Origin of the sequence: Anaeromyxobacter sp. Red801 (assembly GCF_049201065.2) — a bacterium.
Classification (GTDB): Bacteria; Myxococcota; Myxococcia; order Myxococcales; family Anaeromyxobacteraceae; genus Anaeromyxobacter.
The window spans coordinates 208,888-234,143 of the sequence record NZ_CM181236.1 but is presented as its reverse complement, the minus strand read 5'-3'; the positions used below and the strand labels follow the sequence as shown (position 1 = coordinate 234,143).

Genomic DNA, 25,256 nt, shown 5'->3' with positions numbered 1-25,256 from the left:
GACAGCACCTACGCCCATCGACCCGTTGCCCGCGGTCGTCGTGGCTCTCATGAAGGGCATCGTCGACGCGGAAGCCGACCCTGCCCTTTGGCAGTCCCTTCTTGCCGTTCAGCTGCGAGCGCGCGACTACGTCCGCGTGCTAGGCCTGGAACTCGTCGTCGACGATGCGGAGCGCTACGCGTTTCTGAGGCAGCGACCTGTAGAGGACGAGGAGACGCCGCTTCCGCGCCTCGTCGCTCGACGCGCCCTCGGATACTCCGTGAGCCTGCTGCTCGTGCTCCTGCGAAAGAAGCTCGCGGAGCTGGATGCCGCAGGCGGCGAGACGCGCCTCATACTCACGCGAGCCGAGATCGCGGACCTCGTCAAGCTTTTCCACCCCGAGCGGACGAACGAGGCGCGGGCGCTCGACCGAATCGACGCAGACATCGCGAAGATCCTCGACCTTGGATTCCTGCGCCGTCTCCGGAGCCAGGAAGATCGCTACGAGGTGCGTCGCCTGCTGAAGTCGTTCGTCGATGCGCAATGGCTCGACAGCTTCGACCAGAAGCTCGCCGAGTACCGCGACCATGCCGGGCTGGCGCGCGACGCAGAGCCGAAGGAGGCTCGGTGAGCCGCGCGACCGCACCGACCGAGCCGCTGCGCCTCGACTTCGCTGCGTCCGACGAGCGAACCGGATTCCGGCTCGCCCGGCTCGAAGTTTACAACTGGGGAACCTTTCACGGTCGAGCTTGGCACGTTGACGCGAACGGCAGGAACACGCTTCTCACGGGCGACGTCGGTTCCGGCAAGTCGACCCTCGTGGACGCCCTGACGACGCTTCTCGTTGCGCCCCAGAAGCTCGCATACAACCGAGCAGCGGGCGCGGACGCGCGGGAGCGGACGGCGCGTTCCTACGTTCTCGGTCATTGGAAGGCCGAGCGCGGGGATGGCTCCGCGTCCCGTCCGGTAGCGCTTCGCGATGCGAGCCAATACTCGGTCATCCTTGGCGTCTTCGAGAACGAAGGGTTTTCGGAGACGGTCACGCTTGCCCAAGTGTTCTGGCTCGGGAGCGCCGAGGGGCAGCCGGAACGGCTCTACGTCGTCGCGGGGCGACGGCTTTCGATCACGGAGCACTTCTCCGGATTTGGGACCGAGATCGGACCGCTGAAGAAGCGGCTCCGCACCCTCGCTGACGAGGTCCACGAGTCGTTTCCGGGATACGCGGCGGCTTTCCGGCGACGATTCGGGCTCGCAAACGACCAGGCGCTCGAGCTGTTCCATCAGACGGTTTCGATGAAGACGGTGGGGAACCTCACCGACTTCGTCCGGCAACACATGCTTCAGCCGTTTCCTGTCGAGGACAGGATAGGCGCCCTGATTCACCACTTCGACGATCTCGTTCGCGCGCACGACGCGGTCCTGAAGGCAAAGGCGCAGATCGCAAGCCTCCAGCCGCTCGTCGCGGACTGCGACCGCATGACGCAACTCCGCCAGGCTGCTGACCTGCTCGCAGGCTCCCGCCGCACGCTCCCGGCATGGTTCGCGGGCGTGAAGAGGGAACTGCTCCTTCCTCGGGTCGAGCACCTCGAAGCGGAGCTCGCGAAGCTCCAGTCGAAGCTCGACGAGATCGAGGAGAAACGTCGCTCGTTCGAATCGAGAGCGGACGGGCTCAAGGGGGACATCGCCGCGAGCGGCGGCGAGCGCCTGGAGCAGATCAGGCGCGAAGTCGAACGACTCACCGCCGACCGGGATGACCGCGCCCGACGCGCGGCGCAGTACGACGGACTCGCGAGTGACCTGGGACTGATGGAGGCCACTGAGGGCGAGCAGTTCGCTGCGAACGTACGTGCGATTCAACCAGCGAGAGACGTAGCCGAGCGGGAACTTGCCAGCGTCGAGAACGAGCTCACCGAGACCAGGGTCCAGTTCCGCGAGCTCCAAGACAAGCACGCGGCGCTCGCGGCGGAGCTCGACTCCCTTCGGCGTCGACGCTCGAACATCCCGGCGCGGCACATCGCGCTGCGTTCGCAGCTTTGCGAAGCGCTTGCTCTCGACGAGGCAACCCTACCGTTCGCAGGTGAGCTCATTCAGGTCCACGAGGACGAGCGGGCCTGGGAAGGGGCCGCGGAGCGACTCCTGCACGGGTTCGGAATGTCGCTGCTGGTCCCCGAGGATCACTACGCACGCGTCGCGGAGTGGGTCGACAGGACGCAGCTCGGACAGCACCTCGTGTATTACCGCGTGCGCGCAGCCAGGAGCGCGCGGCTGCCCGACCTGGAGCCCCGCTCGCTCGTTCGAAAGCTCTCCGTCAAGCCGGACTCCGATCACTACGAGTGGCTCGTGAGCGAGCTCGCGCGGCGCTTCGATTACGCGTGCTGCGACGACCTGGGACAGTTCCGGCGCGAGAAGCAAGCGGTGACGCGCGCGGGCCAGGTCAAGGGCGCCGGAGAGAGGCACGAGAAGGATGACCGCCACGCCATCGACGACCGGTCCAGGTACGTCCTCGGCTGGACGAACGACGCCAAGGTCGCCGCGCTGGCAACCGAGAAGCGCGCGATCGAGGTCCGGCTCGGTGATGTCGGGGCAGCGCTCGCTGCCCGCACGGATACGTTGAACAAGCTTCGCGGACGACTCGATCTGCTCGTGAAGCTCGCCGTATTTCAGAGCTTCCGCGACTTGGACTGGCGCGGAGCCGCGCGCGACATCGAAGCGCTGGAGGAGGAGCGGCGGAGGATCGAGTCCGCATCTGACCTGCTCCGTGTTCTGCGAGATGATCTCGCGAACGTACTACGAGAACTGAAGGCCCTCGCGGAATCGGAGCGGGAACTGGCGGAAGCACGCGGAACCGCTCGAACAAAGCTCGAGGGCTGCCGCACGGCGCTGCGGGACTGCGAAGACGTCTTGGGCGCTCATGCCGTGGAGGAGCGGAAGCCGTTCCTCGACGCGCTCGATGCGATGCGCCCCGCGGCTCTCGAGGACCGAGCCATCACGCTCGAGTCGGCGGCCGCTCGCGAACGGGAGTTCGTCGCCTTCCTCGGCGAGCGCGCTCAGTCAGAGCAGAAGAACATCGACCGCTTGGCGGAGAAGATCGTCAAGGCCATGGAGGCCTACCGCAACGCGTACCCTGGCGACGCGAAGGAGGCAGACGCATCCCTAGATGCCGCGGACGAGTACCGGGGGATGCTGGGCCGCCTTCTCACCGACGACCTCCCGCGCTTCGAACGCAGGTTCAAGGAGGCCCTGAACGAGAACACGATCCGGGAGATCGCAGGCTTTCACGCTCAGCTCCAGCGCGAGCGGCAGGACATCAAGGAACGAATCGAGGAGATCAACGGGTCGCTTCGGGCGATCGATTTCAACCCGAACCGGTACATCGTACTGGAAGCTTCGCCGAGCACGGATGCCGAGGTCCGCGAGTTCCAGGGCGACCTTCGCGCCTGCATCGAGGGCGCGCTCACGGGATCCGAGGACGCGACCTACTCCGAAGCCAAGTTCGTGCAGGTCAAGCGAATCATCGATCGGTTTCGCGGTCGTGAGGGTCTCAGCGAGCTCGATCGGAAGTGGACTCGCAAGGTGACCGACGTTCGGAACTGGTCGTCCTTTTCCGCCTCGGAGCGCTGGCGCGAGGACGACCGCGAGCACGAGCACTACAGCGATTCGGGCGGCAAGTCTGGCGGTCAGAAGGAGAAGCTCGCGTACACGGTCCTCGCGGCGAGCCTGGCCTACCAGTTCGGTCTCAAGTTCGGAGAGACGCGTTCGCGCTCGTTCAGGTTCGTCACGATCGACGAGGCATTTGCCCGCGGGTCGGACGACTCCGCGTCATTCGCGCTCGAGCTCTTCAAGCGGTTGAACTTGCAGCTCCTCGTCGTCACACCGCTCCAGAAGATCCACGTCATCGAGCCCTACGTCGCGAGCGTGGCGTTCGTCCACAACCAGGATGGCCGGCTCTCGATGATTCGCAATCTGACCATCGAGGAGTACCGCGCCGAGCGCGCGGCACGGACGGCATGACGACCGGAGATCGGGAATGGACGTCGCCCGAGGACGTCACGGCACAAGTCGCTCGCCGTTGGGAGGACGGGCGAATCCTGTCGGCGGTCATCTCCGGTGAAGCGCTCTTCCCGCTTCGTCTGCCGTTACGGGCACCGCGCGCCGCGGAGCTCGGGCCTCGCTTCGAGGAAGTGAAGCATTGGCTTCGTACCCTCGACGAAGGAAGCAAGCCACACCGCGGGTACGGATACGAGCTCGGCTGGACGGAGGTGGCGAACCGGGTCGTCGGACGGAATCGCGTTCCGTGCTCAATCACGATCCCCTCCGAAACTGATGCTCTGCAGCTCATCCGCCGCACGAAGGACGCCGACCGCTTTCGATCGCTCGTCCACGAGACGTTGACGGAGTTCCCGGAGCTTCGCCCGTGGGTAGAGAAGCGACCGATGGTCGTCCTCGAACACGGATCTGACTGGCCGAAGGTCCTGGCGGTACTCCGCTGGTTTCGAGCTCACCCGCGACCCGAGATCTACCTCAGGCAGCTCGACATTCCAGACGTCGACACCAAGTTCATCGAGACGCATCGCGGGCTCCTATCCCAACTCCTCGACCTGGTGCTTCCTGCATCGGCGATCGACGCGCAGCGAACCGGGGCGTCGGCATTCGAGGCGCGCTACGGCCTGCGCTCGCGCCCTGCTCTACTTCGGATGCGAGTGCTCGACCCGGCTCTCCGGGTCCAGGGACTCTCCGATCTCACGGCACCCGTGTCCGAGTTCGGCGACCTCAAGCTCGGCGCGCGCCGCGTATTCGTGACGGAAAACGAGATCAACGGCTTGGCGTTCCCCGACGCGGCCAGCGCCGTGGTGATCTTCGGCCTCGGTTACGGGCTGGACCGCCTCGCCCTGGTTCAGTGGCTTCACGACGTGACCCTCTTCTACTGGGGCGACATCGACACGCACGGCTTCGCGATTCTCGCGAAGCTCCGAACCCACTTCCCGCAAGCTCTGTCGCTTTTGATGGACCGCGAGACGCTCATCGCGCATCGGTCGCTATGGGTGCAGGAACAGGAACCAAGCGGCGGCGAACTCGCCACGCTCACGGCCTCCGAGATGTCGCTTTACGACGATCTGAGACGGAACCGACTAGGCGATCGGGTACGCCTGGAGCAGGAGCGCATCGGGTTCCGCTGGGTTCAGAAGCGCTGAGCGCGCTACCGGAAGCGTGAACGGCGCGCCAAGGTTCAACCGGTCGCATTCGGGCGTCGTGGTCTAGAATCACGGAGTCCTTGGGGGGTCCGCTTGCCAGAACAGACGACCGTCAGCCCCGTCAATCCGATGGTGGAGTACCTCAACTCGCTTCGGACCCAGGAGCAGGGGGCGAACGCGAGCTACATCCACGAACAGCGCGCTGCGTTTCTCGAAGGGCTCCGGGCAGAAAACCCGTGGTTCCCACCCGATTCGGACCTCCACGTCGCGACCAAGCTCGACGCCTTGGGAACGGCGATGCGGGATCGCCAGGCGCTCGGAGCCGAACTCGTGTTTCTGACCGGGGACGCGGGTGACGGGAAGACTGCGCTCTGCGACGTACTCGCCCCGGTTCTGGCGGGCGGTCCGGTCGGGCTCGATGCGGAGACAGTGGCGGGTGAGTGGCTCATCGTGAAAGACGCCTCCGAACTGCCGGAGGCGCGGCTGCGTCAGGTCATCTTCGATCGGCTGGATGGCGGGTCCAAGCAGGCTGTCCTCGTTGCGATCAATGAGGGGCGGCTCCGGCGCGTGATGAGGGAACGGGCAGACGTGTGGCGCGAAGTCGTGGAACCGTCGCTGCGGACGCTACGCTCGAGCGAGGAAGCCTCGGCCCTGGATGAAGCCATGCGGCGCCACCGCATCCTGGTCCTGAACTTCCGGCAGCGGTTCCACGTCCGCTCCGTGTTGCCCTCTCTGCTGGAGAAGTGGACGCGAGAACCGTTGTGGGAGGGCTCGCCGGCGTGCGGCTCGTGCGAGCACCGCCAGCTGTGCCCGATCTTGGCGAACGTGAAGGAGCTCCGAACTCCTGGGCCGCAGGGATGGCTCGCCGATCTCCTCGTCAACGCTCACTTCGCCGGTCAGCGACTCCCCTTCCGCCGCCTCCAGGCGCTGCTCGCGCTGTCCTGCACCGGCGGACTGCACTGCGACCGCGTGCGCGACGGATCTTTTGCGGACCGGGAGCGCTTCGCGCGCTGCGGCATCGGTACTATGAGGTTCTCTTCCCACCCGATCCCGCCGAGCCGGTGGATGTTCGACGCGAGATGCTGTGCGCCGCGCTTGCGCCAGTTGATCCCGGACGCCGCGTTTCCCGGGAACTCGACTCAGCTGTCCTTGAGCTCGTGACGCCCGCGCAACCGTCTGCCAGCGCGCCGTCGCTGGCCAACCGAGAGCTACCGGACGTAGAGCGGCGTGCGGTCGAGGCTGCTCGCTCCCGGTACGCGGCGAACGCCGCACCCGACGAGTTTGCCCGCTCACTCGCGGCCCTGACTCGAAGCCTTCGCCGGTGGCACGAAGTCGCCCGACTCGACCGATCAACAACCCCGCCTCGGTGGCTGGAAGCTCAGCGGTCTCTGGAACGATGCGCCCGAGGAGACTGCACTCTCCTGCTGCCCACGGTGATGACCGCCCTAAACGCGCTGCACGGGCCTGGTCACAAGCCCAATCGGCTCCTCCGCAACCAGGCTGATCCGGCGGGCTTTCGCGACCCCGAACGCCTAGCCCTGGAGCTGAACCTGCAAACGGAGTTCGATGCGGAGATCGTTCGCGGCCCCATCCTCCCGTCGTGCGTGACAGCGTGGATCGAGACGGAGCCGTCTGAGCTGGAACTGCAAGTCTGGCCTACGGGTCACCCGGGCGAACGCGCCACGCTGCAGCTCGATGCCCGCCTGGTCGACGCGCTCGTTGCTGTCTGTCGAGGGTACACGGCCCTCGGCGGCCTCGGGCCATTCAGACGCGACCTGTCGCGGTTCTTCGGCAAGCTCGGCCAGCTCGCGCAGTCTGCTGTCGGCCCACCGCTCGTCAGCCTTCAGGTCGAAGGAAGGCGTACGAAGGTCACGACAGTCGGTTCCGCCGGCGCGGCCCGGCTCTCCTTCGAAGTGGACGCCTGAACATGCCCTCCGCGCACATCGAGAACCTGACCGAGTCACTGCAGCGCTACAGCGGAGTGCAGCAACTTCAGACTTTCGAGCCGTCCGACGTGGCTGCCGATTCGATCGCGCGCTTGTCCAACGCCCGCGGCGACGTGACGCGGCTCGTGCGTCTATGGGACGACCGCGAATCATCGTGGCGGGAACTGGTGGAGGGCTACGCACCTCAGCATCACCCCGCGGCGCTGTCGGCGTTGCGTTCGGTGCTCGAGGCGAGCCTCGTCATTCAATGGCGCAATGATGGTACGCCCAAGACGTTCCTTCCGTTCGCCACGGAACTCATCACCTCGGAGCGTGTCAGCACCGTCTTCCGCGACCTCGGGCGCGGCGTAGTAGAGGGTCTCTGGGGGAGGCCCGGATTCGAGGACATACGCAGCAAGATCGCGGCGAAGGCTGCCTCCTGGCGCGGAAGGCACCCGCTCGCAATCCTGCTCGCGCCGCTCTGCTCGAAGCTCGCTACCGATGCTCCTACGGGCGACGCGAACCTGCGGGCCGCCATCGCTACCGACCCTCTGCTCGCGCAGTGGGTCGACACATTCGTCAAGCAGGACTGGGAGGCATGGCTCATCCTCGCAGACCGAATGTCGGCCGACGAACAGTTCGAAAGCATGGCCAGCCTGATCGGGCTTCACCTCCACGTGGCGGCGATGTGGCGGCTCGGAGCCGAGATGGACGATGCCGCTCGCATGCGGCCGTGCTTCTTTGTGGAGGTGGAGGGGCACGGCCAAGACCCGTCCTGCACCCGAGCAGCGAATGGCTCGTACGGCTTCTGGCGTGAACGGGCGTCTGCAGCCCTGAGGATCGTCGCAGCGCTCGCGGTAAGGGACTTCTGCGCCACGAACGAGAATTACAGGGCATCACTAGTTGCGTCGAACTGGGATGCCCCTCGCATGTGGTGTGGAGTACCGATCGAGTCTCGAGGCAAGCGGATCAAGGCCACCGACAATTTTCACAAAGAGGTCGAGCGACGCCTGACAGAAGGCGCGACGTTGCGCGCCGTGCCCGAGCCCGGGGACGTGGAGCGCATCGTGATCGAATCTTTGGCGGAGGCGTTCTCTGGGCCGAGCTCGGCAATGGTACGCCTGAAGGATTTCTACAGGAAGACGGGCATGGCCGCAGGACTCGTCGGTCCCGCCGGGCGTACGCGCAAGCGTTACCTCCTCGACGAACGTGGAATTGATCTCCTTGCTCGCCTCCACGCGGTTCGTCGCGACGCTGACATACAGACAAGCGAGGAGGACCAAAAGGTCGTCGGCGCTTTCGTCGACGATCTGGCCCATCGGTACGGGATCGTGATCACGACGGAGCGATCCTTCGTAAAGGACATCGTGCACACGCCAGCCTTGCGACTCCTGCGCGTTCACTTCCCTTCTGAGAAGGCCATGCGCAGGAACGCGGATCTACTCGACCGTCGACTCGACGCCCTGCGGTTGGTCCGCCGATACTCGGACGCCTCGTCCGTCATCCAGGTGACCCTGTGAATCCCGCCATCGCGAGCGCCGAGGTTGACAGCGTCGTCACTGAACTCGTCGTCGCTTGGGCCCGAACTCTGCTCGCCGAGCGTCCGGTGCCGCGTCGCAATTTTCGCGTGGTGCTCGGAGACGTTGCGCTCGCACAGCGTGTGCGAGCCGAGCTGGATCGCGTGTCCAGTGCCTCGGGATGGTTCGCCGTAGCCACCTCCGCGGACGAAGACGCGGTCCGACTGCGAAACCAGGCCCCTCAGAGACCCGCGGGCGTGCCCGAGCGAGCACCGCTCGTGTACTTGGTGTTCTGGTGTGAATCCGAAAAGGGTCACGCTCAGAACGCGCAGTCCCTACGTGACCTCACGGAAGTCGATGTGTCGGACATCCTCGGGGTGCTCTCCGTCGAGCATCCGATCGAGAAGAGGATGCGCGATCGATGCCAGGACGCGGCAAAGGTCTGGGGAGACAACAAAGCTGGGCGAGCCTGCGCAGCTCAGCTCGAAGCCGTATGGAACATCCTCCGCTCTGCCGTCCGCACCGGGCGTGGTGGTAGAGACGGAACGCTGCCGTTCGTAGAGGATCTGAACACCTTCGCACGATGGCTGCGCCGCGCGTTCGTCCCCGACGCCGAATGGGGCGGAACGATCGCCGCGGAGCGTCCGGCGTTGCTCGTTCGACGCTGGGGCGAGGCACTTCCCGAACTTGGTCTCTTTCGAACCGAGTCGCTCGCCTCGGTCCTCGGCGTTCCGGTCGCACCCGATGCCAAACCGACCCAGAAGGCAACCACCGCGGCATGGCCGGCGAGAGTCCACGAACTGCTCGCAGAGAATCAGGCGGCCGCCGTAGACTTCAGCGCACTCGAAGATCAGATCGCAGGGAAGCTCTCGGTCGAGACTCGTCTCGCTCAGGAGAAGCGGGTTCGCCTTGCGCTGCGGGAGGAGCCTGCTGCGCGGGCATCCCTGGTGAAGTATTGCCGCGGCGAAGCGTCCGATGCGCTAGAGCGCGTCGAGTGGCTCTTTCACGAAAAGCCGGACGATCGACGGAGTGCTTCGCATGGGCTGAAAGGTCTTCTGATCGCGCGCAGCGCGGGGACGACGCGAAGCTCGCCCCTCGATCGGGCCACGAACGACCTCCGTGACCTACTCGCGCTTTGGTCGGGAGACGATTCGGCCACTCAGGAACGAATCGCGCTGTTTCCCGAGCACATGCGGCAGCGTGCGAAGGCAGATGCGCGATTCGGAACGGCGGCTGCTTCTGCCGTGCGGGCACTCGCCGCTCGAGAGATCCCAATGCTCGCGGGTCTGGATCCCGCGATAAGGGACTCGCTCGGCCAAGTCATTGCAAGCCCGGCCTTCGACGGAGAGGCGTTGCTTCGAAATGCTTCGGCATGGGAGCGACTCGCCGCTGACGAGGACAGGTCCGTCGAAGCGCCGACGCTTCTCCTCGGGTTGGCACGGTTGCTGTTCCGCGTGATCGCCGACCGGCAGCGCGAGCAGCAGCCGCTTTCGCTGGGGACCGGCACATTGCTCCTCAGGGTGGGTGAGTCCAGCACGCTGGAGCTTCCGATCGACGGCTGGCGAGAAGACGAGCGCTCGCGGATCACGGCGTGGCTCCGCGATCGTGTGCTTCCCGACGAGTTCGAGCCGCAGCCGGACGGCCTTGAGACCGACGATGACGCTGACGAACATCAGATCGTTGTCGCAGTAGCGCTCCGCAAGCCGGACGGGACGAACGAACGCCTTGGCGAAGTCGCAGTGGTGTGGTCACCACTTCACGTCTCGGTGACTCAGGCGAGCGCGAGGATCGGCGCCTGGTCGATGACGGAGCCGGACCGTAGGCCTTTTCGCTCCCAAGTCCTCCTGCAGATCCTGAAGGACCACCACCAGACGACGCTCGGAGGTCAGTACAGCGACGTCGAACCCGCGTTCAAGTCGTATCTCCGCGAGGTCACCGCAGGACCGCACTCGGCGCTCACTCACGTCATCGCGCCGCTTCCCGCTGAGGCGCGAGCATGGGTCGACGGCTGGGCGAAGGCGTTCTCGTGGATGGACGCTCCCGGGGCGTTGGAGGCTGACGCGACGCAGGAGCTCGCTCGTCAGCTGCAGGCCGCGCTCGACGCCGGAGAGTTCGCGGTCGCGCAAGACTTGAACAGGCGCATCAAGAGCCTCTCGCAGCAACCGAAGCCCGCTCGCCCCCCGCCGAAGGACGTCCGCTTCCTGCTCCAGGCGGGCACGGCCGAGTTGCGCGTCGGGAAGGACGACGAACTCCGTCGGCACGTCGTGCTGCTTCCGCATCACCCGCTTGTCCTGAGACTGAGAGCGCTCTCCGAGGAGTTGCTGTGCGAATCGCTCCGGACCATGGCCAAGGGGTGGCCCGAACGCGCGCTCGGAGATCTCGAGTCCGCCCTGACGAGTTGGGGGGCACCCGAGCCTCAGCACCTCTACGGCTGGTGGGATGGCGAGCCGCTCGTATTCGACGAGTGGTTGGCGGACTTCGGAATTGCGCGCTTCGGGCCGTTCGGGGATCCGGAGGGCGCCGACCCGGGCCGCCAGGGCGTCCGTGAGGCCGCCCGCGTGCTGGACCGGTACGCTAGGCTCTTCCCGGCCGCGGGCGACCGGCTTGCGCTCCGCGTCGAAGCCGATGCCGACGGTGAATGGGCCAACCGTCTGGTGAGCTTGATGGGCCGCCACGCGGATCTCGAGCAGCTCAACGCCGATATCGACGTGCTGGGCGTCCGCGAGGTCGTGCAGTTCACACGGGAGAGCTGGCGCGACGCGGGGCGACGACCGCTCCTCGAGCTGCACGATGACGGGACGGAGCCGCGCGTTAGACTCCGGGCCAACCCGACGCTTCCCGCGCCCGCGCACATCGGATTCGTCGTCGGCGAGACGGTGGCAGCCCTGCAGCCCACGATTCACACCGTTGCGCCACCGCCCGCGCGCGGCGGGATCTGGGAACGTTCCGCACTCTTCCAGGATCCGTATCCCGAGTTGCTGACCGCGTCCTTCCACGTGGGAGATCCGCTCGATTCCCTGTGCCGCAACGTCGCACTCGCGGTTTCCTACGCTCGCTCGGAGCAACTGCAAGTCCACGTCGAGCGGTACAGCTTCGACGATACGAAGGTTCGTGAGCCGATTCAGCGCCTCCACGCGGGCGCACATTGGCTGGCGCTGAGCTCCCGACGACCGCTGTACCGAGCCGTCCAGGCGGCGGGCGAGGACGTCGCCACCCTCCTCGACTTCCGCACGACCTGGGATGCCGGTCGGCCGCTGCACGTCTGCGTCAGCGTTTCGACTGGGGAGCTGACGCGAGACCTCCACCGCCTCGCCGGGTTGCTCAGGTCGCTCATCGGTGAGGACATTCCTGGCCTCGGCTCGTCAGTAATCTCGCTCGCTCGACACTTTGCCCCAGGTTTCGCGATCAACTGCGCCGGAGCTCCGTCACCGGCGGCCGTCGAGGGGCTTCTCGGGCTACTCTTGACTGCCCACCGCGTCCGTTCCACGCGACCACCAGCGACGCTCGTCCTGGCGCTCGATCAGCATCAGTCGCTGCTTGCGAGAACGAAGGACCAGAGCCGAAGCGATATCTTGACGATGTCATTCGGACCCGACGCAGCGATCGAAATCCGCGTTGCGGAGAGCAAGCTGACGATCAACGAAGCCGACCCCAAGTCGTCGGTCGTTACCCGAGCACTCGAACAGACGCGAACGACGCTCGAGCGGCTCAACCGGCTCGCCGTGGAACACCCCCTCGCGGCATCGGTTCGGTCGCAGCTTCGGTCTGCGCTCATCGAACACCTCCACCTCGCGACATCAACTCGCGAGGAGGAGCTCGTTGCGCGGCCGTTCGTGGACGCCCTCGGAAAACCTGATACTTCGATTCGCCTCGTCGAGCCGAGCGATGTGCACGTGTGGAGCCTAGCGTCCGGGACGCATTCCGAATCCGCGACAGCCTCTGGGGCAAGCGTGTTCATCTACGACCGAGTAACGACACTAGATCTGCTCCGTACGCTCGCCCGTGACGGGCGACAGGAAGGCCGATGAGCTTCCGCCAACACGAACGGACGTGTCATTATCAGGAGCGGCCCGGAGGAGCACACGGACGATCTCCGAGAAGGTCTCGTACTTCCTCTTCACCTTCATCTGCGCCGCCTGCTGCGGCGGGTCGAGTGTGTCGAAGTAGAAGTCCGCGCCCATCAGGAACACGACCTCGCCGGCGTCCCGCTCGAAGCGGTGAACCGCGATCCCGCGGGTCAGTGCCAGAGTCTCCTCGACGATGCGGTCGAGGGTGGCGCGAAGGCGTGCAGCCGTCGTGTTCACCACATCCGTCTCCCCCACGTTCCTGCTTGGGCCTGTGGTGCCGTTCGGCGCGCTCGGCATCGGCACGTCGTGCGCTGGGAGCAGCCGCCGAGTACCGCCCGACGCCGCACTGGCCGCACCGCCCGCACCGAGCGTCGCCGATTTTGGTGCGCCGGTGGTGCGCAGCGCACCATCCGGAAAAGAAGAAGGCCGCGTTCCGTCGGTTTCCCGAGTGGAATCGCGGCCTTCTGAGTCGGGGAGACAGGATTTGAACCTGCGACCCCTTGGTCCCGACTTGGGCAGCGGGGTATCGCGCCGGATGCGTTCGGTCACGCAGTCGCGGCGCCCGGCGATCGGCCGGTCAGACCCGGTGACCCGCGCCGGCGGACGCGAACCCACAGCGACCGGCAGCGTAGATCGGCGGAAGACACCGGGGCGATGAGAGTCGCCACCTCAGCTACCGGCCTCACGCCGCGAACAGCCGCCAGCGCTCCTCCAGCAGCGCCGGGTCGGGCCAGTCTGCCTTCGACGTGGGCACGTTGAGCCTTGCACCGTCGAACCCCCGCAGCCCGTGCTCGAGCATGGGGCCATCGACCTCCTCCAGAAGGTCCCGCCGCAGCCGTACAACGCGGTCCGGCGTGATGCCCAGCAGGCGGCCGTCGAATGCAGCGTGGTGGAGCTTGCACATCGCGAGGCCGTTCGGGACTCTGGCCTCGCCGAGCCGTTCCGCGTCGGGGACGATGTGCGCGGCGTCGATCAGCTCCTCGTGCCCGAGACGGCAGATCGCGCACCTCGCGCGGTAGGCGCCCAGCACCGCCCCCCTGAACTTGTCCTGGTGCAGGCGGCGCCGTACCTCGGCGATCGCGTACCGGCGCTCGATGGGCGACCGCGCCGCCTCGCCGGGCTCGGCCACGCCCCCGGCGGCCGCGATCGACGCTGGCGCGACATGGAAGACGCGCGCGCCCTGGTCCTCGCCGATGACCCGGCAGACGATGGGACGGTAGACGCCTTCCGCGACGCCGTAGAAATAGATGACGGGCAGGGCGCCGAGCAGGCAGTTGCGGAGGGCCACGTTGTCGTGCGCGAGCGGATCCGTGCCCTGGTACGCATACGAGAAGAACGGCTCCTCGCTCGCGATCTCGTCGTCGTACCGCCGCGCCCGGCCGGCCCGCGGGACGCTCGTCTTGATCGAGAGCGCGCCGGTCGCGAACCCTGACGGCGCGAAGATGCCGCGGGGTCGGTTCGCGAGGTGGTAACGCCGGCCGCGGTACTCGAACCCCTCGTCGATGAGCTCCCACCGGAGCGCGCCGAACCTCGCCTCCAGCTTGCGGACGTGGGCGATCGCCGCGGCTCGGAACTCAGCTTCATCGATGCTCGTCCGCGACACGGTCTCCCCCGACCGTCACCCGACGGCCACCCGCGACACCCGCAGCTCCGCATCGTACCGCCAGAGGCTCAGCCGGTCGTTGGACGCGACCGACGCCTTCAGGTTTTCGTCCGTCCTGCCGACGATGATCGCGCCGCGGACCTGCTCGCGCGGTTTCGCCTGCTGGGCAATCCAGCCCATGTAGCGCTGCACCTGTCCGACCACGGCATCGCTCGAGCGGCCCTTCTTCAGCTCGAACACCCACCACTCGCGCGCGTCCTCTCGGTAGCCGAGGAGGTCGATGGTGTTCCTGGGCGTGAGCACCTGCCGCCCCGGCAGGCCATGGCGCTCCTCGTCCGCGAGCTCGATGCCGAGCCGCGCGAACTCGGTGGACGGCCAGTGATCCTGGAGGTGCTGCTCGAGCGCCTTCTCCGTCAGGATCCCGGGCTCGCGCGCGACCGGCGCCTCGACGTGCTCCTCCTCCGTCGACAGCAGATCCCACAGGTGACCCGTGCGGTCGCGTGGGAGGTCGTACTCCTGGATGAGCGTCTGCAGGACGCGGAATCGGCTCTGGAAGCTGGATGCGAGCGCCTCGAAGACCTCCGGGTCGAGCGCCGCACAGCGGACGGACTTGAGGACCCGCCACTCGGAGGCGCCGCTCTCCTTCGCGGCGCGGAGCCCCTCGGCGGCACCATCCTTCGGGACGAGTCTCCACACGCGGTCCGTCTCGAGGTGCAGGAAAGGGTAGAGCGCCCGCGCGCTCTCGAACTCGCCCGGGAAGAGCTTCCGGAGCAGCTGGTGGAAGACGCTCTCCAGCCCGCCGTCCAGGAAGACCTCGCGCGTGCGGATCTCGCCCTTGTGGATGAGCACCACCACGCTCGCGAGCATGAGCGGCTTGTATGGTTTGGGCCTGCCGCCGGATCGGTCTCGCCGTAGGTGGCGGATGGTCTCGACGAACTGGTCGAAGGTCATTCGTGCCCCCGCCATTCGAGCGTGATCGTCTTCCCGGGGCGGGCGCGCACGCCGGCAACGCGCGCGAGGAGTGCGCAGACCGCGCTCGAGCGGTGCACGCGGAGATCGTCGAGAAGCGTCCGGTTCGAGAGCTCCCCGTGCGTCCGGAGGTGGTCCCAGGCGAGGTTGAACATGAGCGCGGGGATCTCCTCGGCGCCTCCCCTGCGCTCGCGCGAGCGGTCGGTCTCGACGTAGACGGCCGACGGCGTCACGTCGACGACGACGTTCCGCGCGGGCCGCGGACCGAGCGTCATGAACACCGGTTCGCGCCGCCACTCCCGCGTGAGGGCGGCGAGGAGCTCGGGCGCGATCGACTCCGCGGCGGCGTCGGAAGCCCGGTCCGGCTGCCACGCCGCGACGCGACAGTCCTGCCAGAGCGACTCGACCCAGCCCCATGCGCGCGCGATGGGGACGTCCTCGGGCCGTCCGTCCAGCGCCACGGCCGCCTCCAGGTTCGTCGCGAGCCCGCCCGTGAGGTTGGCCGATCCGATGACGGCACGCGCCCGGGCTCCGGCGCGCCCGAGGTACAGCTTCGGGTGGAACGTCGAGCCCGAACCCGGGTTGAGCACGCGGACCTCCAGGCCAAGGCGCCGCGCCATCCCGAGCGCCGGCTCCGACGTGGTCGCGAACGTTGTCGTCACGAGCAGCCGCGCGCGGGCGCGCCGTCGCTGGAGCGCGTCGAGCTCCTTCTCGAGGAGGTGAATCCCCTTCTCCTGGACGAACGCGACGCACAGGAAGGCCTCGTCCGCCTCCGTCAGCGCGCCGCGCACGGCGTGCAGGAGGGAGCGGTCGGAGGTGGTGACGGTCGCGACTTCCATCGCTATGCTGCCGGCCGCTCGAAGACGTTCTCGTTGTGCCACCGCAGCAGCTCGGGATCCGGCCGGTCGGCAACGCGCCGCGGGACGGCAATGCGGCGGTCTTCCATCTCGTAGTAGGCCCGCCCGTTCTCCCACTCCTGCGCGAGCCGTCTGCTCACCACGAACCGTTGATCGGGCGTCACGGTGACGTAGCCCGTGTCGAAGAGCCGGTGTATGTCAGCGCGCAGAAGGAGCCCATTCGCCACATCGTGCGCGCCCTCGTCCGCGTACGGCCGAATGTGGGCGGCTTCGAGCACCGGCAGGGAGTGCTCGCCGCTGACTGCGCATGCGCCGCCGCACGCCCCGGTCACCGCGACGCGGAACGTACCCTGACCGAGCCGCGGCCGGACGAGCTGCGGCTCGCCGTACCGGGGCGCCTCGCCGTCGCGCGCGAACGAAGCAGGGGACCCTGCAGCGGCGCGCCGGGCTCGTTCGAGGCAGGCCTCCCAGACGCGGCGGCCCTCACCGGCGGCGAGGTCGTACGTCGCGCCGGAGACGATGTTCGGCCGCCAGTCGGCCGGCTGCGGGATCCAGTCCCCGTCCGCAAAAAACACGGGCGTCGCAACCATGATGCAGCCGATTCGGTGCGCCGGTCCGTGCGCCTCGGCGTAACGCGCGATCCGCCGGAACATGGCCTCGAACGTCGGGGCGCCATTCTTGGTCCCGAACGCATCCCAGGCGAGCCGCGGCGTCGCCGGCTCGTAGCGCGCGAAGACGCCGAAGCCGCCGACCGCGTTGTGCGGCGCCTTGAGCTTGAAGAGAAACGGCGTCCCGGGCGGCCGGTTGAAGCCGTGCGCGGACGGCTGCCAGAAGTTCACCTCGTCCGGCGCGGGCGCCTTCGCGCGGAGGAAGGTGAACCAGTCCTGGTCAGTGATGGCGAGGTAGCCGTCCACGGTATCGGACAGGAGCGTAGCCCAGCTGGAGCCTGCGCCGCAGACAGCGCTAGGCCTCGCGGTCGATCAAGGCATTCCTGGGGCGACACCGTCCGGAGCCTTGAATGGCCCGTATGACCGGTCGCTTCGGGTTCCGGTGCGCTGCGCTCCGCCCTCTGGATGCCGCGCTTCCGCATCCGTTCTCTGCCGCGGCGGAGGAGGCTTGACGCGAGCTCACCTCGCCGAGCGTCGCGGCGTGTCGGGCTCCGCGTCTGATGTGCGAAACCGACGCGTCGTGTCGCCCCAATCCATCGCGGTGAACGCGATCACGCCGCCGTTCCTCGCGAGCGTCTCCAGTCTCACGACGTCATCGAGGAGTGGCGCCCGCCCGGGCGGCACGCTTGCCGGCCCGGGTCGCGAACATAGGGGACACGACGCTCACTCTGTGGGAACCCGGCGGAGAATTTCTATGCTCGAATAGACTCCAGCGGCGGTCAGAATCGCGGCGCGGTCTGGTGTTCGCATCATGAGTATCGAGCGATGTTCACCCGACACTCTCGCAGACTCGACCGCCGACGCCACGGACTCGGTCATGAGCTTTTCCACTATGCGGGCGTCTAACCCCACCTCCGCTCGTATCCCAACGAGTCTTTCGCCTTGCTCCTCGAGAGGACTGGGGAAACGAACAACGAAGGAACGCGTTCTTAGCGGTGCGCCTAACTCCTGCCGCGTGCCCCACGTGTGTTCCTGCTCCGCCATGCTTGCGCGCGCATCGCCCGTCCACTCGCCGCGCGCCACTGACGCGGCCTCAAACGTGGCGCCTAGAACATGAAGACCCGCTGCGATCTCCCACTGCGCTGCGATCCGCTCGATCTCGCCCGGACGTGGCGAAATGACGGACACCTCCTCGTTCTCGGGAGCCTCGGGGTCCACGATCAAGCAGCGCGGAGAGCCACCTTCGTGCTGAGGCACGTAGAGTGCTGACACCAGCGCCTCCCCCCGTCGAGCCTTCGGCTCGATGAGGAGGTTGGCCTTCTGTTCTCGACCCCGTGGAAGAGCCTTCCGGATGCCATCGGCACTCTGCGTCCCCTTGCATTCGAGAACGTGTAACTTGCCATCCTGACCAATACCAATGAAGTCGGGGCTCTTGAACTGCCCCCGCTTGTCACGAGCGGCAGCAGACACCTTCGCGCTTCCGATGGACACGAGACCGTCCAAGATGAACTGAGTCGGCACAAGTCGCTTTAGCCGCAGCGCCCTCGTAAGGATGACCCAAGGCACTCCCATGCCGAAGTCATCGCTGAGGATCGTTTTCTGATGAGAGTCGATGTCGCTCCACTCAGGCCGTAACCGTAGACCGGGCCCAGCCCCCAGCGCGGGTCCGTACCTCAAGTGCGCCCAGAACTGGCTTAGCTCAAACCCATAACCGGTAAGAGGCGCGGTGCAGATTGGAATCGCCGCAAGCACGCGGGTCATGCTGACGGAGCATTGCCGGCCGTGAAGCGCTGCGAGTCGGGGCGGCGCTGGCTTGCCTTTCCAACTCGCCGGATCGACGTCGAGCCGTATCTGGCGCTGAAGCGGCCCAGGGAACGTCAGGGCCGCCTTTGCCTTCTTCTTTGGCATCTTGGATCTGTACCACTGTTCTTGGCGCGACCCAGTTCCTGGATGCCCTGACGTGCGTCTCGGATCGACTCGTCTACACGCTCGAGTCGCCCGGCTGGCTCCCTGACGCTCTCGGCGAACACCACGACGACCGGAACCCGACCATGGCTCGCGGTCAACCTCTCGCGGTCTCGTCGGCCGCGCGACCGGCGTGGCGCCTTTGAGGTCGGAGCGATGAAGCTGGGCGGCATTGCAGCATGCGGAAACGGAAGGTGGTCGCTGCGGGTGTGTCGAGTACGACGCCGACTGACGTAGTCCCGGTGCGCGGGGACCTAGGCTCGCACGACTCGTCACTTCTTCATCTGTAGAGCGACAGGATAACTGACCCCCTCGCGACACTAATTCTGACCCCCCTCCCTCCTCGAACGACGGAGGCGGAGATGAGCAGAGAAGTCCTGGCTATGGCACCCCCGAGCGCGGAGGTGCCGATGGTCGAGGCGGAGGCGGTCCGGGAGATGCGCGAGCTCGCGGGACGAGGCTGGGGAGCCAAGCGCATCGCCCGCGAGCTGGGTCTGGCGCGCAACACGGTGCGCCGCTACCTGCGCGGCGGGCCGGGAGCCGAGGTCCAGGAGCGGCCCGCGGCGCGCCGCCTCGACGAGACGGCGCGGGCCGAGGCGGTGGCGCTGTTCGACGGCACCGCCGAGGGCAACGCGGTCGTGGTCGCGGACCTGCTCGCGGCGCGAGGCGTCGAGGCAAGCGTCCGGACCGTGCGGCGTGCCGTGGCGGGGCGGCGACGCGAGCAGCGCGCGGCTGACCTCGCGACGGTGCGGTTCGAGACGGCGCCGGGTCGGCAGATGCAGATCGACTTCGGCGAGCGGAAGGTCTGGATCGCCGGCGAGCGAGTCACGGTGCACTTCCTCGCCGCGGTGCTCAGCTACTCGCGCCGGGGGTTCGTGAAGGCGTTCCTCCACGAGCGCCAGGGGGAGTGGCTCGACGGGATCGCGTCCGCGTTCCGGCACTTCGGCGGCGTGCCCGCAGAAGTGCTCGGCGACAACTCGCGCTGCCTCGTCGGCGCGCGCAGCCGCGAGGCGCAGACGGTGACGTTCCACCCGGCATACCTCGCATTCTGCCGCGACTGGGACGTGCAGCCGCGCGCGTGCCAGCCGTACCGGGCGCGCACCAAGGGCGAAGGCGCGCCTCGGCCATGTCCGTCGGCCGGCGAGACTTCCTGCAGGAAGACGGTTACCCGCGTTCGTAGAGGGGAGGGCCCGGCGCGTCGCAGGGGGCGGCGCGCCGGGCTCGCAGTTTGGAGGCGCGATGCGACCGCTCGGCGATTGTCTCCTCGACGGCATACGTCTGCTCGAGGAGCAGCAGCTTCCACCGGAGCGCGGCTGCCGCGAGGGGTACCGGCAGCGATCACGCGCGAGCAATGGGATCGCACGATGCGGGTCGCGGACGAGCTCGCGCGGCTGCCGCTCTGGGTCGATGAGCTTCGCTCCTACGAGCCCGATGTGGTGCGGTCTGCGTTCCACGGAGCTGCGACGCATGCGCAGGCATCGTTCGTCGCGTTCGACGGCATCCCGTGGTCGCGCGCTTCGATCGCCTCCACGATGCACGAGCTGGCGGAGGCGCACCGCCTCCCGATCCTCGCGGCCGTGCGCGACGACGGCGAGCTGGTCGCGCCACGGACGATCGAGCCGCTGCGCTTCGCCGCGCCGTCCTGGACGACGGTGCTCCAGCTCGAGGAGGTCGGCGCAGGACCGGAGCCGGGCCGCGCGGACCTCGCTCTCTTTGTCTGCGACAACGACGGGAACCGGTATGAGAACGTGCCGCTCGTGCTCGACAAGCCGATCGCCTGGGTACGCGAGGCGAAGTCGGACGAGCGGCCGCCGGTCGAGATCTGATCGGCTACTCGATCAAGCTGTCAAAGCGGACAGCGACTCCGCGACGGGTAGACCTCCTGGACGCGCCCGTCGCCCGAGCGATCCAGGACGCCGAGACGGTCGAGGAGCAGAGCGCAGCGCGTCGCGGGAATCGCGAGCGCGTCACACGAGACGCTCAGGGGCGTGATGCAGGTCACCTTGTAGACCCGTTCGTCGGTAGCTCGCAGGCGAAGTTTGCGCCGGTTGATTGTGTTCCACTCGTCAACGGGCCACGGCCTTCCCGCGTGGTGCGCAGCGATTGCCTCCACGAAGTACGTGGGGCCATCTGAACGGCGCGTCGATCCCGACGATCCTCGCGCCGCTCGCGCGCCGAAGGATGTCCCCGTTCGAGGTCCCGGCCGACACCCAGCGGACGTGCGGTCGGTTCGCCGACCACTCGATCGTGCAGCCGGCCGTCGACTTGGGCTCTGCGGCGAGATCGATTCCGAGGGTGACCATGCGGCATCTTACCGAGGCCACCGCCGGGCGGTTCGCCGGCGGGACCGAATTGCCTTCACTCGACGCACCGCCCAGCCTCGAGGATCTCCAGCAGGAGGACCTTCTCGTTGGGGGAGAGCGGCGTGCTCGTGCAGCCGCCGGACGGGAACGCCAGGGCCGGCGCCGACTGGTCGCCTCCGTTCGCGTGGAGGTCGGTGAACGTCACGCGCCCGCAGCGCTGGGCGGCCGCCGCGCCGAGCGGCGCGTCGAACGAGAACCACTGCACCGACGCCGGGTTCGAGCCGGCATACGCGAGCCAGGGCACGACGCCGGCCGCGACGGCGGTCGCGGTGTGCTTCGCGGAGCTGAGCGTCACGGTGCCGCGCGTGCTCGACGCGCCCACAGCCACGAGCCAGTCTGCGATGGCACCGCCCCGCGCGGTCGTCGTGTCCACCGTCGCGTCGATCGTGCCGAGGTCGGGGAGCGCGGAGGCGAACGTCGCGCTCGCCGGCCACGGCGCGGGCCCGGCGGCGAGCCAGTAGTTGTGCCAGTGCGACGCGAGCAGCTTCCCCCCCGCGTTCACGTGATCGAACATCGCCTGGAGCGCGGCCGCAGGCTTCGTGTCCGGGTTCTGCGCGCCCTCGCACGAGAGCATCACGAGCTCGTACGGATCCAGGGCGCCGCGGCTCGCCCAGAGGTCCGTGGAGGGCGCGAACGCGCCGCCGCCGTGCGCGGCGTCGAAGGCGCTCGCCCCTCCGCTGCCCGCGTAGAGGTGGACGCGCGCGGCCCCTCCAGCGGTCCCGAACTCGGAGTCGGCCACACCGAGCTTGCGCAGGACGCATTCGAGCGCGTCGCTGGCGCCCGTCGAGACGGCGATGCGGGGAAGCCGTCCTTCGGCGCTGGTGCGCGGGAGCCGGATGGCGTCTGCGGGGACCGCCGTATCGGCGCACGCCGTCACCGAGACCGTCGCCTGCCGGCGCCACCCGCCGATCTCGGCCACCACGGCGACGTTCGACCCGGGAGCCACGTCCGAGAGCTGGAACCGACCCTCGGCATCGGTGCGCGTCCAGACGACCGCTCCCGACGGGGAGCTGCCGCAGCGCCGGCACTGGGTGCCGTCCGGAATCGCGGGCGGCGCGCCGGCGGGCACGTACACCCAGGCACCGGAGACCGGGAGCGTCCCGTTCGGCGCGTGGACGACGCCGCTGACCGTCGTGTGCACGCCCGCGGGGCACGCGTCGGCGGGCGATCCGCCCCCGCTCGACCCACCGCCACACGCGACCAGACCCGCTCCGAGAGCTGCGACGACGAGCACGCTCCGCATCCGCTTCCTCCCCGGCCGAACTCCCACCTTCGTTCGGCGCGCGCACGACATAGGGAGCGCGGGGGAAGCGTGCCATCGCGCGCGGCCGTGCCGCTTCGTGTCCCGTGGCGACGGGATGGAGATGCGCCGAGAACTTCTCACTGGGGGTCGTGGTGGGGGGCGTCAGTACCTCACGCGCGCCGGGTCGGCCGCATACGCCTCCAGCACCGCCCGCGCCTCGCCCTCGAGGAGCTGCGCCTCGGCGATGGCGCGCGCGCCGGGTGGCTTCACGAGCTCCTGGTAGATGACCCGGTCGTCGAAGCCGATCCGCGCGGCGTCCTCGATGCCGAACCCGTAGAACACACGGTCGATGCGCGCCCAGTAGATGGCCGCGAGGCACATGGGACACGGCTCGCCGCTCGTGTAGAGCTCGCAGCCGCTCAGGTCGAAGGTCCCCGCCCGCCGGCAGGCATCCCGGATGGCGACGACCTCGCCGTGGGCGGTGGGATCGTTCGTGGCGACGACGCGGTTCCAGCCCTCGCCGACGATCTCACCGTCCCGGACGATCACGGCGCCGAAGGGCCCGCCGTCGCCGGCCTGCATCCCCTGACGGCCGAGCTCGATGGCGCGTCGCATGAGCTGCTCGGCGCGCTGCGGGTCGATCGGCTTCGAGAGTGGGGCGGGGGTCATGGTGCGAGCCTCCCGGCGGGATGACGGCGGTCGCCGCCTTGGATCTCACCACGAACCGCGCGCCCTGGCGCCTGGCCGCCGCGCCGCTGCCCGCCCCTTCCAGGTTTCGGCGCCATGTCACATCCCGAAGCCCTGTGCCGTCCGGGCGCGGACAGGAGGAGACAATGTTCGGATCGGAACGCAACAGCAGGGCTTCACGGCTGTGGTCGCGGCTCGCTTGCACGACCGCCGCGGCGGTGGTCGGGGCCGCCGTGCTCGCGGCACCGCCTACCGCGTGGGCCTCGGACCCGCAGCCCAGGGTCGCGGCGTACACGGTCACGCCGCAGCGGCTCACGGCGCAGATCGGCATCCTGCTGGCGCTGATCGGCGCGATCGCGGGCTGGCGGGCCCTGGCCCGCGCAGCCGCTCGTGCGGGCGCGGGTGGCGGACGGCGCGGGGCCATCCTGGCCCTGGTGATGGGAATCATCGGGCTCGTGATCGGCGGGCAGGTGGTGACCGGCGCGAAGGGTGGCCTCGGCACGGGCCAGGGACTGGCTGGAGGGGTCGTGGCGGTCGTGTTGGGACTCATCGGCATGGCCCTCGGTGGGTTGGCGCTGGCCCGTACGCGGCGCCGCCTGCCCGGGCGCGAGATGACATGAGCTCGATGAGCACGACCGCGAATCCGGCGGAGCGCTTCGAGCCGCACCGCGGCCGCCTGCTCGGCCTCGCCTATCGCATGCTCGGCTCGATGGCCGACGCCACCGACGCGGTGCAGGAGACCTACCTGCGCTGGCACGCGGCCGACCGCGAGGAGGTGGCGGACGCGCGCGCGTTCCTCATCACCACGACGACGCGCATCTGCCTCGACCTGCTGACCTCCGCGCGCGCACGGCGCGAGGCGTACGTGGGTCCCTGGCTGCCGGAGCCGGTCCTCGACACGGCGGCGCTCACGCCGGACGCGCACACGGAGCTCGCCGAGGATCTGTCGGTCGCGCTGCTGCTGACGCTCGACCGCCTGTCGCCGCTCGAGCGCAGCGCCTTCCTGCTGCACGACGTGTTCGACCTCTCCTTCGCCGAGATCGCCAGGACGCTGGAGCGAAGCGAAGCGGCGTGCCGGCAGCTCGCATCCCGTGCCCGGGCGCGTGTGCGCGAGGCGCGGCCGCGCGGCTCGACCGGACCGGCGGCGCCTCCGGGCACGGTGGACGCGAAGCACGCGCAACTCATGGCCGCGTTCGCGGCCGCGACACAGGCGGGCGACGTGGAGGCGCTGATGCACCTGCTCGCGGCGGACGTGCGCGTGGTGACGGACGGCGGCGGCAAGGTGCCCGCGGCGGTCGACGTGGTCGAGGGCGCCGATCGCGCGGCGCGCTTCCTGGTCGAGGTCACGCGCAAGCGCCCGGGGCAGTGGTGGCGCGATCACTTCACGGTGCGCTTCGCGTCCGTCAACGGCCTGCCCGGAGTCGTGGTGGACGGATCCGAGGGACCGGTGCAGACGACGGCGTTCGAGATCGAGGACGGCGTCATCCGGGCGCTGTACGTCGTCCGGAATCCGGACAAGCTGCGGCACCTGGCGGCTGCGCCGGCGCCACGCACACGATGAGCGATGGCGCCGTCGCCCGGGGCGCCGCCGTTCCTGCATCGGCGGCGCCTCGAGCGACCGGAGCCCGGCTCAGTGCACCGAGGGCGGCGGCGAAGCGAACAGGTACGGGCGCGCGTCCACCCACTGCCAGCCGCTCCCGCTCCGCTGCGCGAGGATCGCGACGTGCACCTTCAACGTTCCCTTCCCTCCGCTCGGGAGCCTGGCGTTCTGGATCTCGTGATCGAGGTCCAGGAACGCGAGGTCACCTCCCAGGTGCCGCACCGACTGGATCGAGAACCTCGAGGTCGTGCCCTGGAGCAGGGACTCGCAGTCGTGGCGGTACGTCGTCTCGACCCCGGACCGCCCCCGCCCCATCTCGCCCATCGGCGAGATCAGCGTCCCGCCCTCGACCCAGCACGACGCGACCTCCTTCGCGTCGAACCGGTTGAACGCATCGTTGAACTTGCGGAGTGAGGCCTCGAGCGACGGCTCCACCCTCGACTCCGGCGTCCCGACCGCATGCGTCGATTCCATGGATCGCCTCCGTGACGGCGCCGACCCTGGCGCCGACCTCCCCGTGATCAGGGGCGTGAGGCGGCGCAATGCCGGCGCGGGTCGCCAGCGTGGGGTTCAAGCGGAGATTGACCTCCGCGCGGCTTCCCGCCTTCGGTCCTGGCGTCGGACCGGCGCTCGGCGGGCGGGCCGCTCGGAGGTGCCTCAGGCCCTGATACGCGAGCCGGA

Annotated in this window: 18 protein-coding genes and 1 pseudogene; 10 read left to right on the top strand and 9 right to left on the bottom strand. The window is 68.3% G+C overall.

The features are described from left to right. The first annotated feature begins 49 nt into the window (after window positions 1–49). From ACOQFB_RS01030 to ACOQFB_RS01000, 7 genes are all read left to right on the top strand, one after another. Window positions 50–610: a DUF4194 domain-containing protein gene (locus ACOQFB_RS01030; protein ID WP_494492417.1), complete on the top strand. Its 561-nt coding sequence runs from the start codon at window positions 50–52 to the stop codon at window positions 608–610. Continuing rightward, a complete protein-coding gene (locus tag ACOQFB_RS01025) occupies window positions 607–3,990 on the top strand; it encodes an ATP-binding protein (RefSeq protein ID WP_421609244.1) in 3,384 nt (1,127 codons plus the stop codon). The genes ACOQFB_RS01030 and ACOQFB_RS01025 overlap by 4 nt, the downstream gene beginning before the upstream one ends. Next, window positions 3,987–5,171: a DUF3322 domain-containing protein gene (locus ACOQFB_RS01020; RefSeq protein ID WP_494492416.1), complete on the top strand. Its 1,185-nt coding sequence runs from the start codon at window positions 3,987–3,989 to the stop codon at window positions 5,169–5,171. The genes ACOQFB_RS01025 and ACOQFB_RS01020 overlap by 4 nt, the downstream gene beginning before the upstream one ends. 93 nt (window positions 5,172–5,264) lie before the next feature. Then, a complete protein-coding gene (locus tag ACOQFB_RS01015) occupies window positions 5,265–6,332 on the top strand; it encodes a hypothetical protein (protein WP_494492415.1) in 1,068 nt (355 codons plus the stop codon). A 275-nt stretch (window positions 6,333–6,607) separates the two neighbouring features. Beyond that, complete coding sequence (locus ACOQFB_RS01010) at window positions 6,608–7,096, top strand: hypothetical protein (protein ID WP_494492414.1); 489 nt, start codon at window positions 6,608–6,610, stop codon at window positions 7,094–7,096. 2 nt (window positions 7,097–7,098) lie between these two features. Further along, a complete protein-coding gene (locus ACOQFB_RS01005; protein WP_421609241.1) occupies window positions 7,099–8,616 on the top strand; it encodes a hypothetical protein in 1,518 nt (505 codons plus the stop codon). Next, complete coding sequence (locus ACOQFB_RS01000) at window positions 8,613–12,641, top strand: hypothetical protein (RefSeq protein WP_421609240.1); 4,029 nt, start codon at window positions 8,613–8,615, stop codon at window positions 12,639–12,641. Before ACOQFB_RS01005 ends, ACOQFB_RS01000 begins: the two co-directional genes overlap by 4 nt. Here the strand turns inward: ACOQFB_RS01000 and ACOQFB_RS00995 are convergent. The 6 genes from ACOQFB_RS00995 to ACOQFB_RS00970 form a co-directional block, all read right to left on the bottom strand. Then, window positions 12,591–13,229, bottom strand: a complete 639-nt coding sequence (locus ACOQFB_RS00995; protein WP_421609239.1) for a hypothetical protein — start codon at window positions 13,227–13,229, stop codon at window positions 12,591–12,593. The two genes, ACOQFB_RS01000 and ACOQFB_RS00995, sit on opposite strands and share 51 nt — an antisense overlap. A 133-nt stretch (window positions 13,230–13,362) precedes the next feature. Continuing rightward, window positions 13,363–14,283 carry an HNH endonuclease gene (locus ACOQFB_RS00990; protein ID WP_421609238.1) on the bottom strand — a complete coding sequence of 307 codons (921 nt, stop codon included), beginning with the start codon at window positions 14,281–14,283 and terminating at the stop codon, window positions 13,363–13,365. 15 nt (window positions 14,284–14,298) lie between these two features. After that, on the bottom strand, window positions 14,299–15,234 hold the full coding sequence (locus ACOQFB_RS00985; RefSeq protein WP_421609237.1) for a phosphorothioated DNA-binding restriction endonuclease family protein: 936 nt from the start codon (window positions 15,232–15,234) through the stop codon (window positions 14,299–14,301). Beyond that, a complete protein-coding gene (locus ACOQFB_RS00980) occupies window positions 15,231–16,133 on the bottom strand; it encodes a hypothetical protein (RefSeq protein WP_494492413.1) in 903 nt (300 codons plus the stop codon). The genes ACOQFB_RS00985 and ACOQFB_RS00980 overlap by 4 nt, the downstream gene beginning before the upstream one ends. Next, complete coding sequence (locus tag ACOQFB_RS00975) at window positions 16,094–17,023, bottom strand: HNH endonuclease (RefSeq protein WP_421609235.1); 930 nt, start codon at window positions 17,021–17,023, stop codon at window positions 16,094–16,096. Before ACOQFB_RS00975 ends, ACOQFB_RS00980 begins: the two co-directional genes overlap by 40 nt. A 417-nt stretch (window positions 17,024–17,440) precedes the next feature. Then, window positions 17,441–18,625 carry a hypothetical protein gene (locus ACOQFB_RS00970; RefSeq protein WP_421609234.1) on the bottom strand — a complete coding sequence of 395 codons (1,185 nt, stop codon included), beginning with the start codon at window positions 18,623–18,625 and terminating at the stop codon, window positions 17,441–17,443. 467 nt (window positions 18,626–19,092) lie between these two features. Here ACOQFB_RS00970 and istA point away from each other — a divergent pair. Next, window positions 19,093–19,794 (top strand): annotated as a pseudogene (gene istA, locus ACOQFB_RS00965) (IS21 family transposase); the annotation flags it as partial. Window positions 19,795–21,040: 1,246 nt separating this feature from the next. On the opposite strand, the gene ACOQFB_RS00960 reads toward istA, so the two are convergent. Next, the gene (locus ACOQFB_RS00960) at window positions 21,041–22,186 is read right to left on the bottom strand and encodes a peptidase associated/transthyretin-like domain-containing protein (RefSeq protein ID WP_421609233.1); all 1,146 of its coding nucleotides are present in this window, start codon (window positions 22,184–22,186) and stop codon (window positions 21,041–21,043) included. Window positions 22,187–22,450: 264 nt separating this feature from the next. Further along, window positions 22,451–22,957: a nucleoside deaminase gene (locus tag ACOQFB_RS00955; protein WP_421609232.1), complete on the bottom strand. Its 507-nt coding sequence runs from the start codon at window positions 22,955–22,957 to the stop codon at window positions 22,451–22,453. A gap of 164 nt (window positions 22,958–23,121) precedes the next feature. Between ACOQFB_RS00955 and ACOQFB_RS00950 the strand changes: the two genes are divergently transcribed. Beyond that, entirely contained in the window at window positions 23,122–23,595 is a 474-nt protein-coding gene (locus ACOQFB_RS00950) for a DUF6223 family protein (RefSeq protein ID WP_421609231.1), read from the top strand. Beyond that, complete coding sequence (gene sigJ, locus ACOQFB_RS00945) at window positions 23,592–24,536, top strand: RNA polymerase sigma factor SigJ (RefSeq protein ID WP_421609230.1); 945 nt, start codon at window positions 23,592–23,594, stop codon at window positions 24,534–24,536. Before ACOQFB_RS00950 ends, sigJ begins: the two co-directional genes overlap by 4 nt. A 69-nt stretch (window positions 24,537–24,605) precedes the next feature. On the opposite strand, the gene ACOQFB_RS00940 is transcribed toward sigJ, so the two are convergent. After that, window positions 24,606–25,049 carry a YybH family protein gene (locus tag ACOQFB_RS00940; RefSeq protein ID WP_421609229.1) on the bottom strand — a complete coding sequence of 148 codons (444 nt, stop codon included), beginning with the start codon at window positions 25,047–25,049 and terminating at the stop codon, window positions 24,606–24,608. Between the last annotated feature and the right edge of the window lie 207 nt (window positions 25,050–25,256).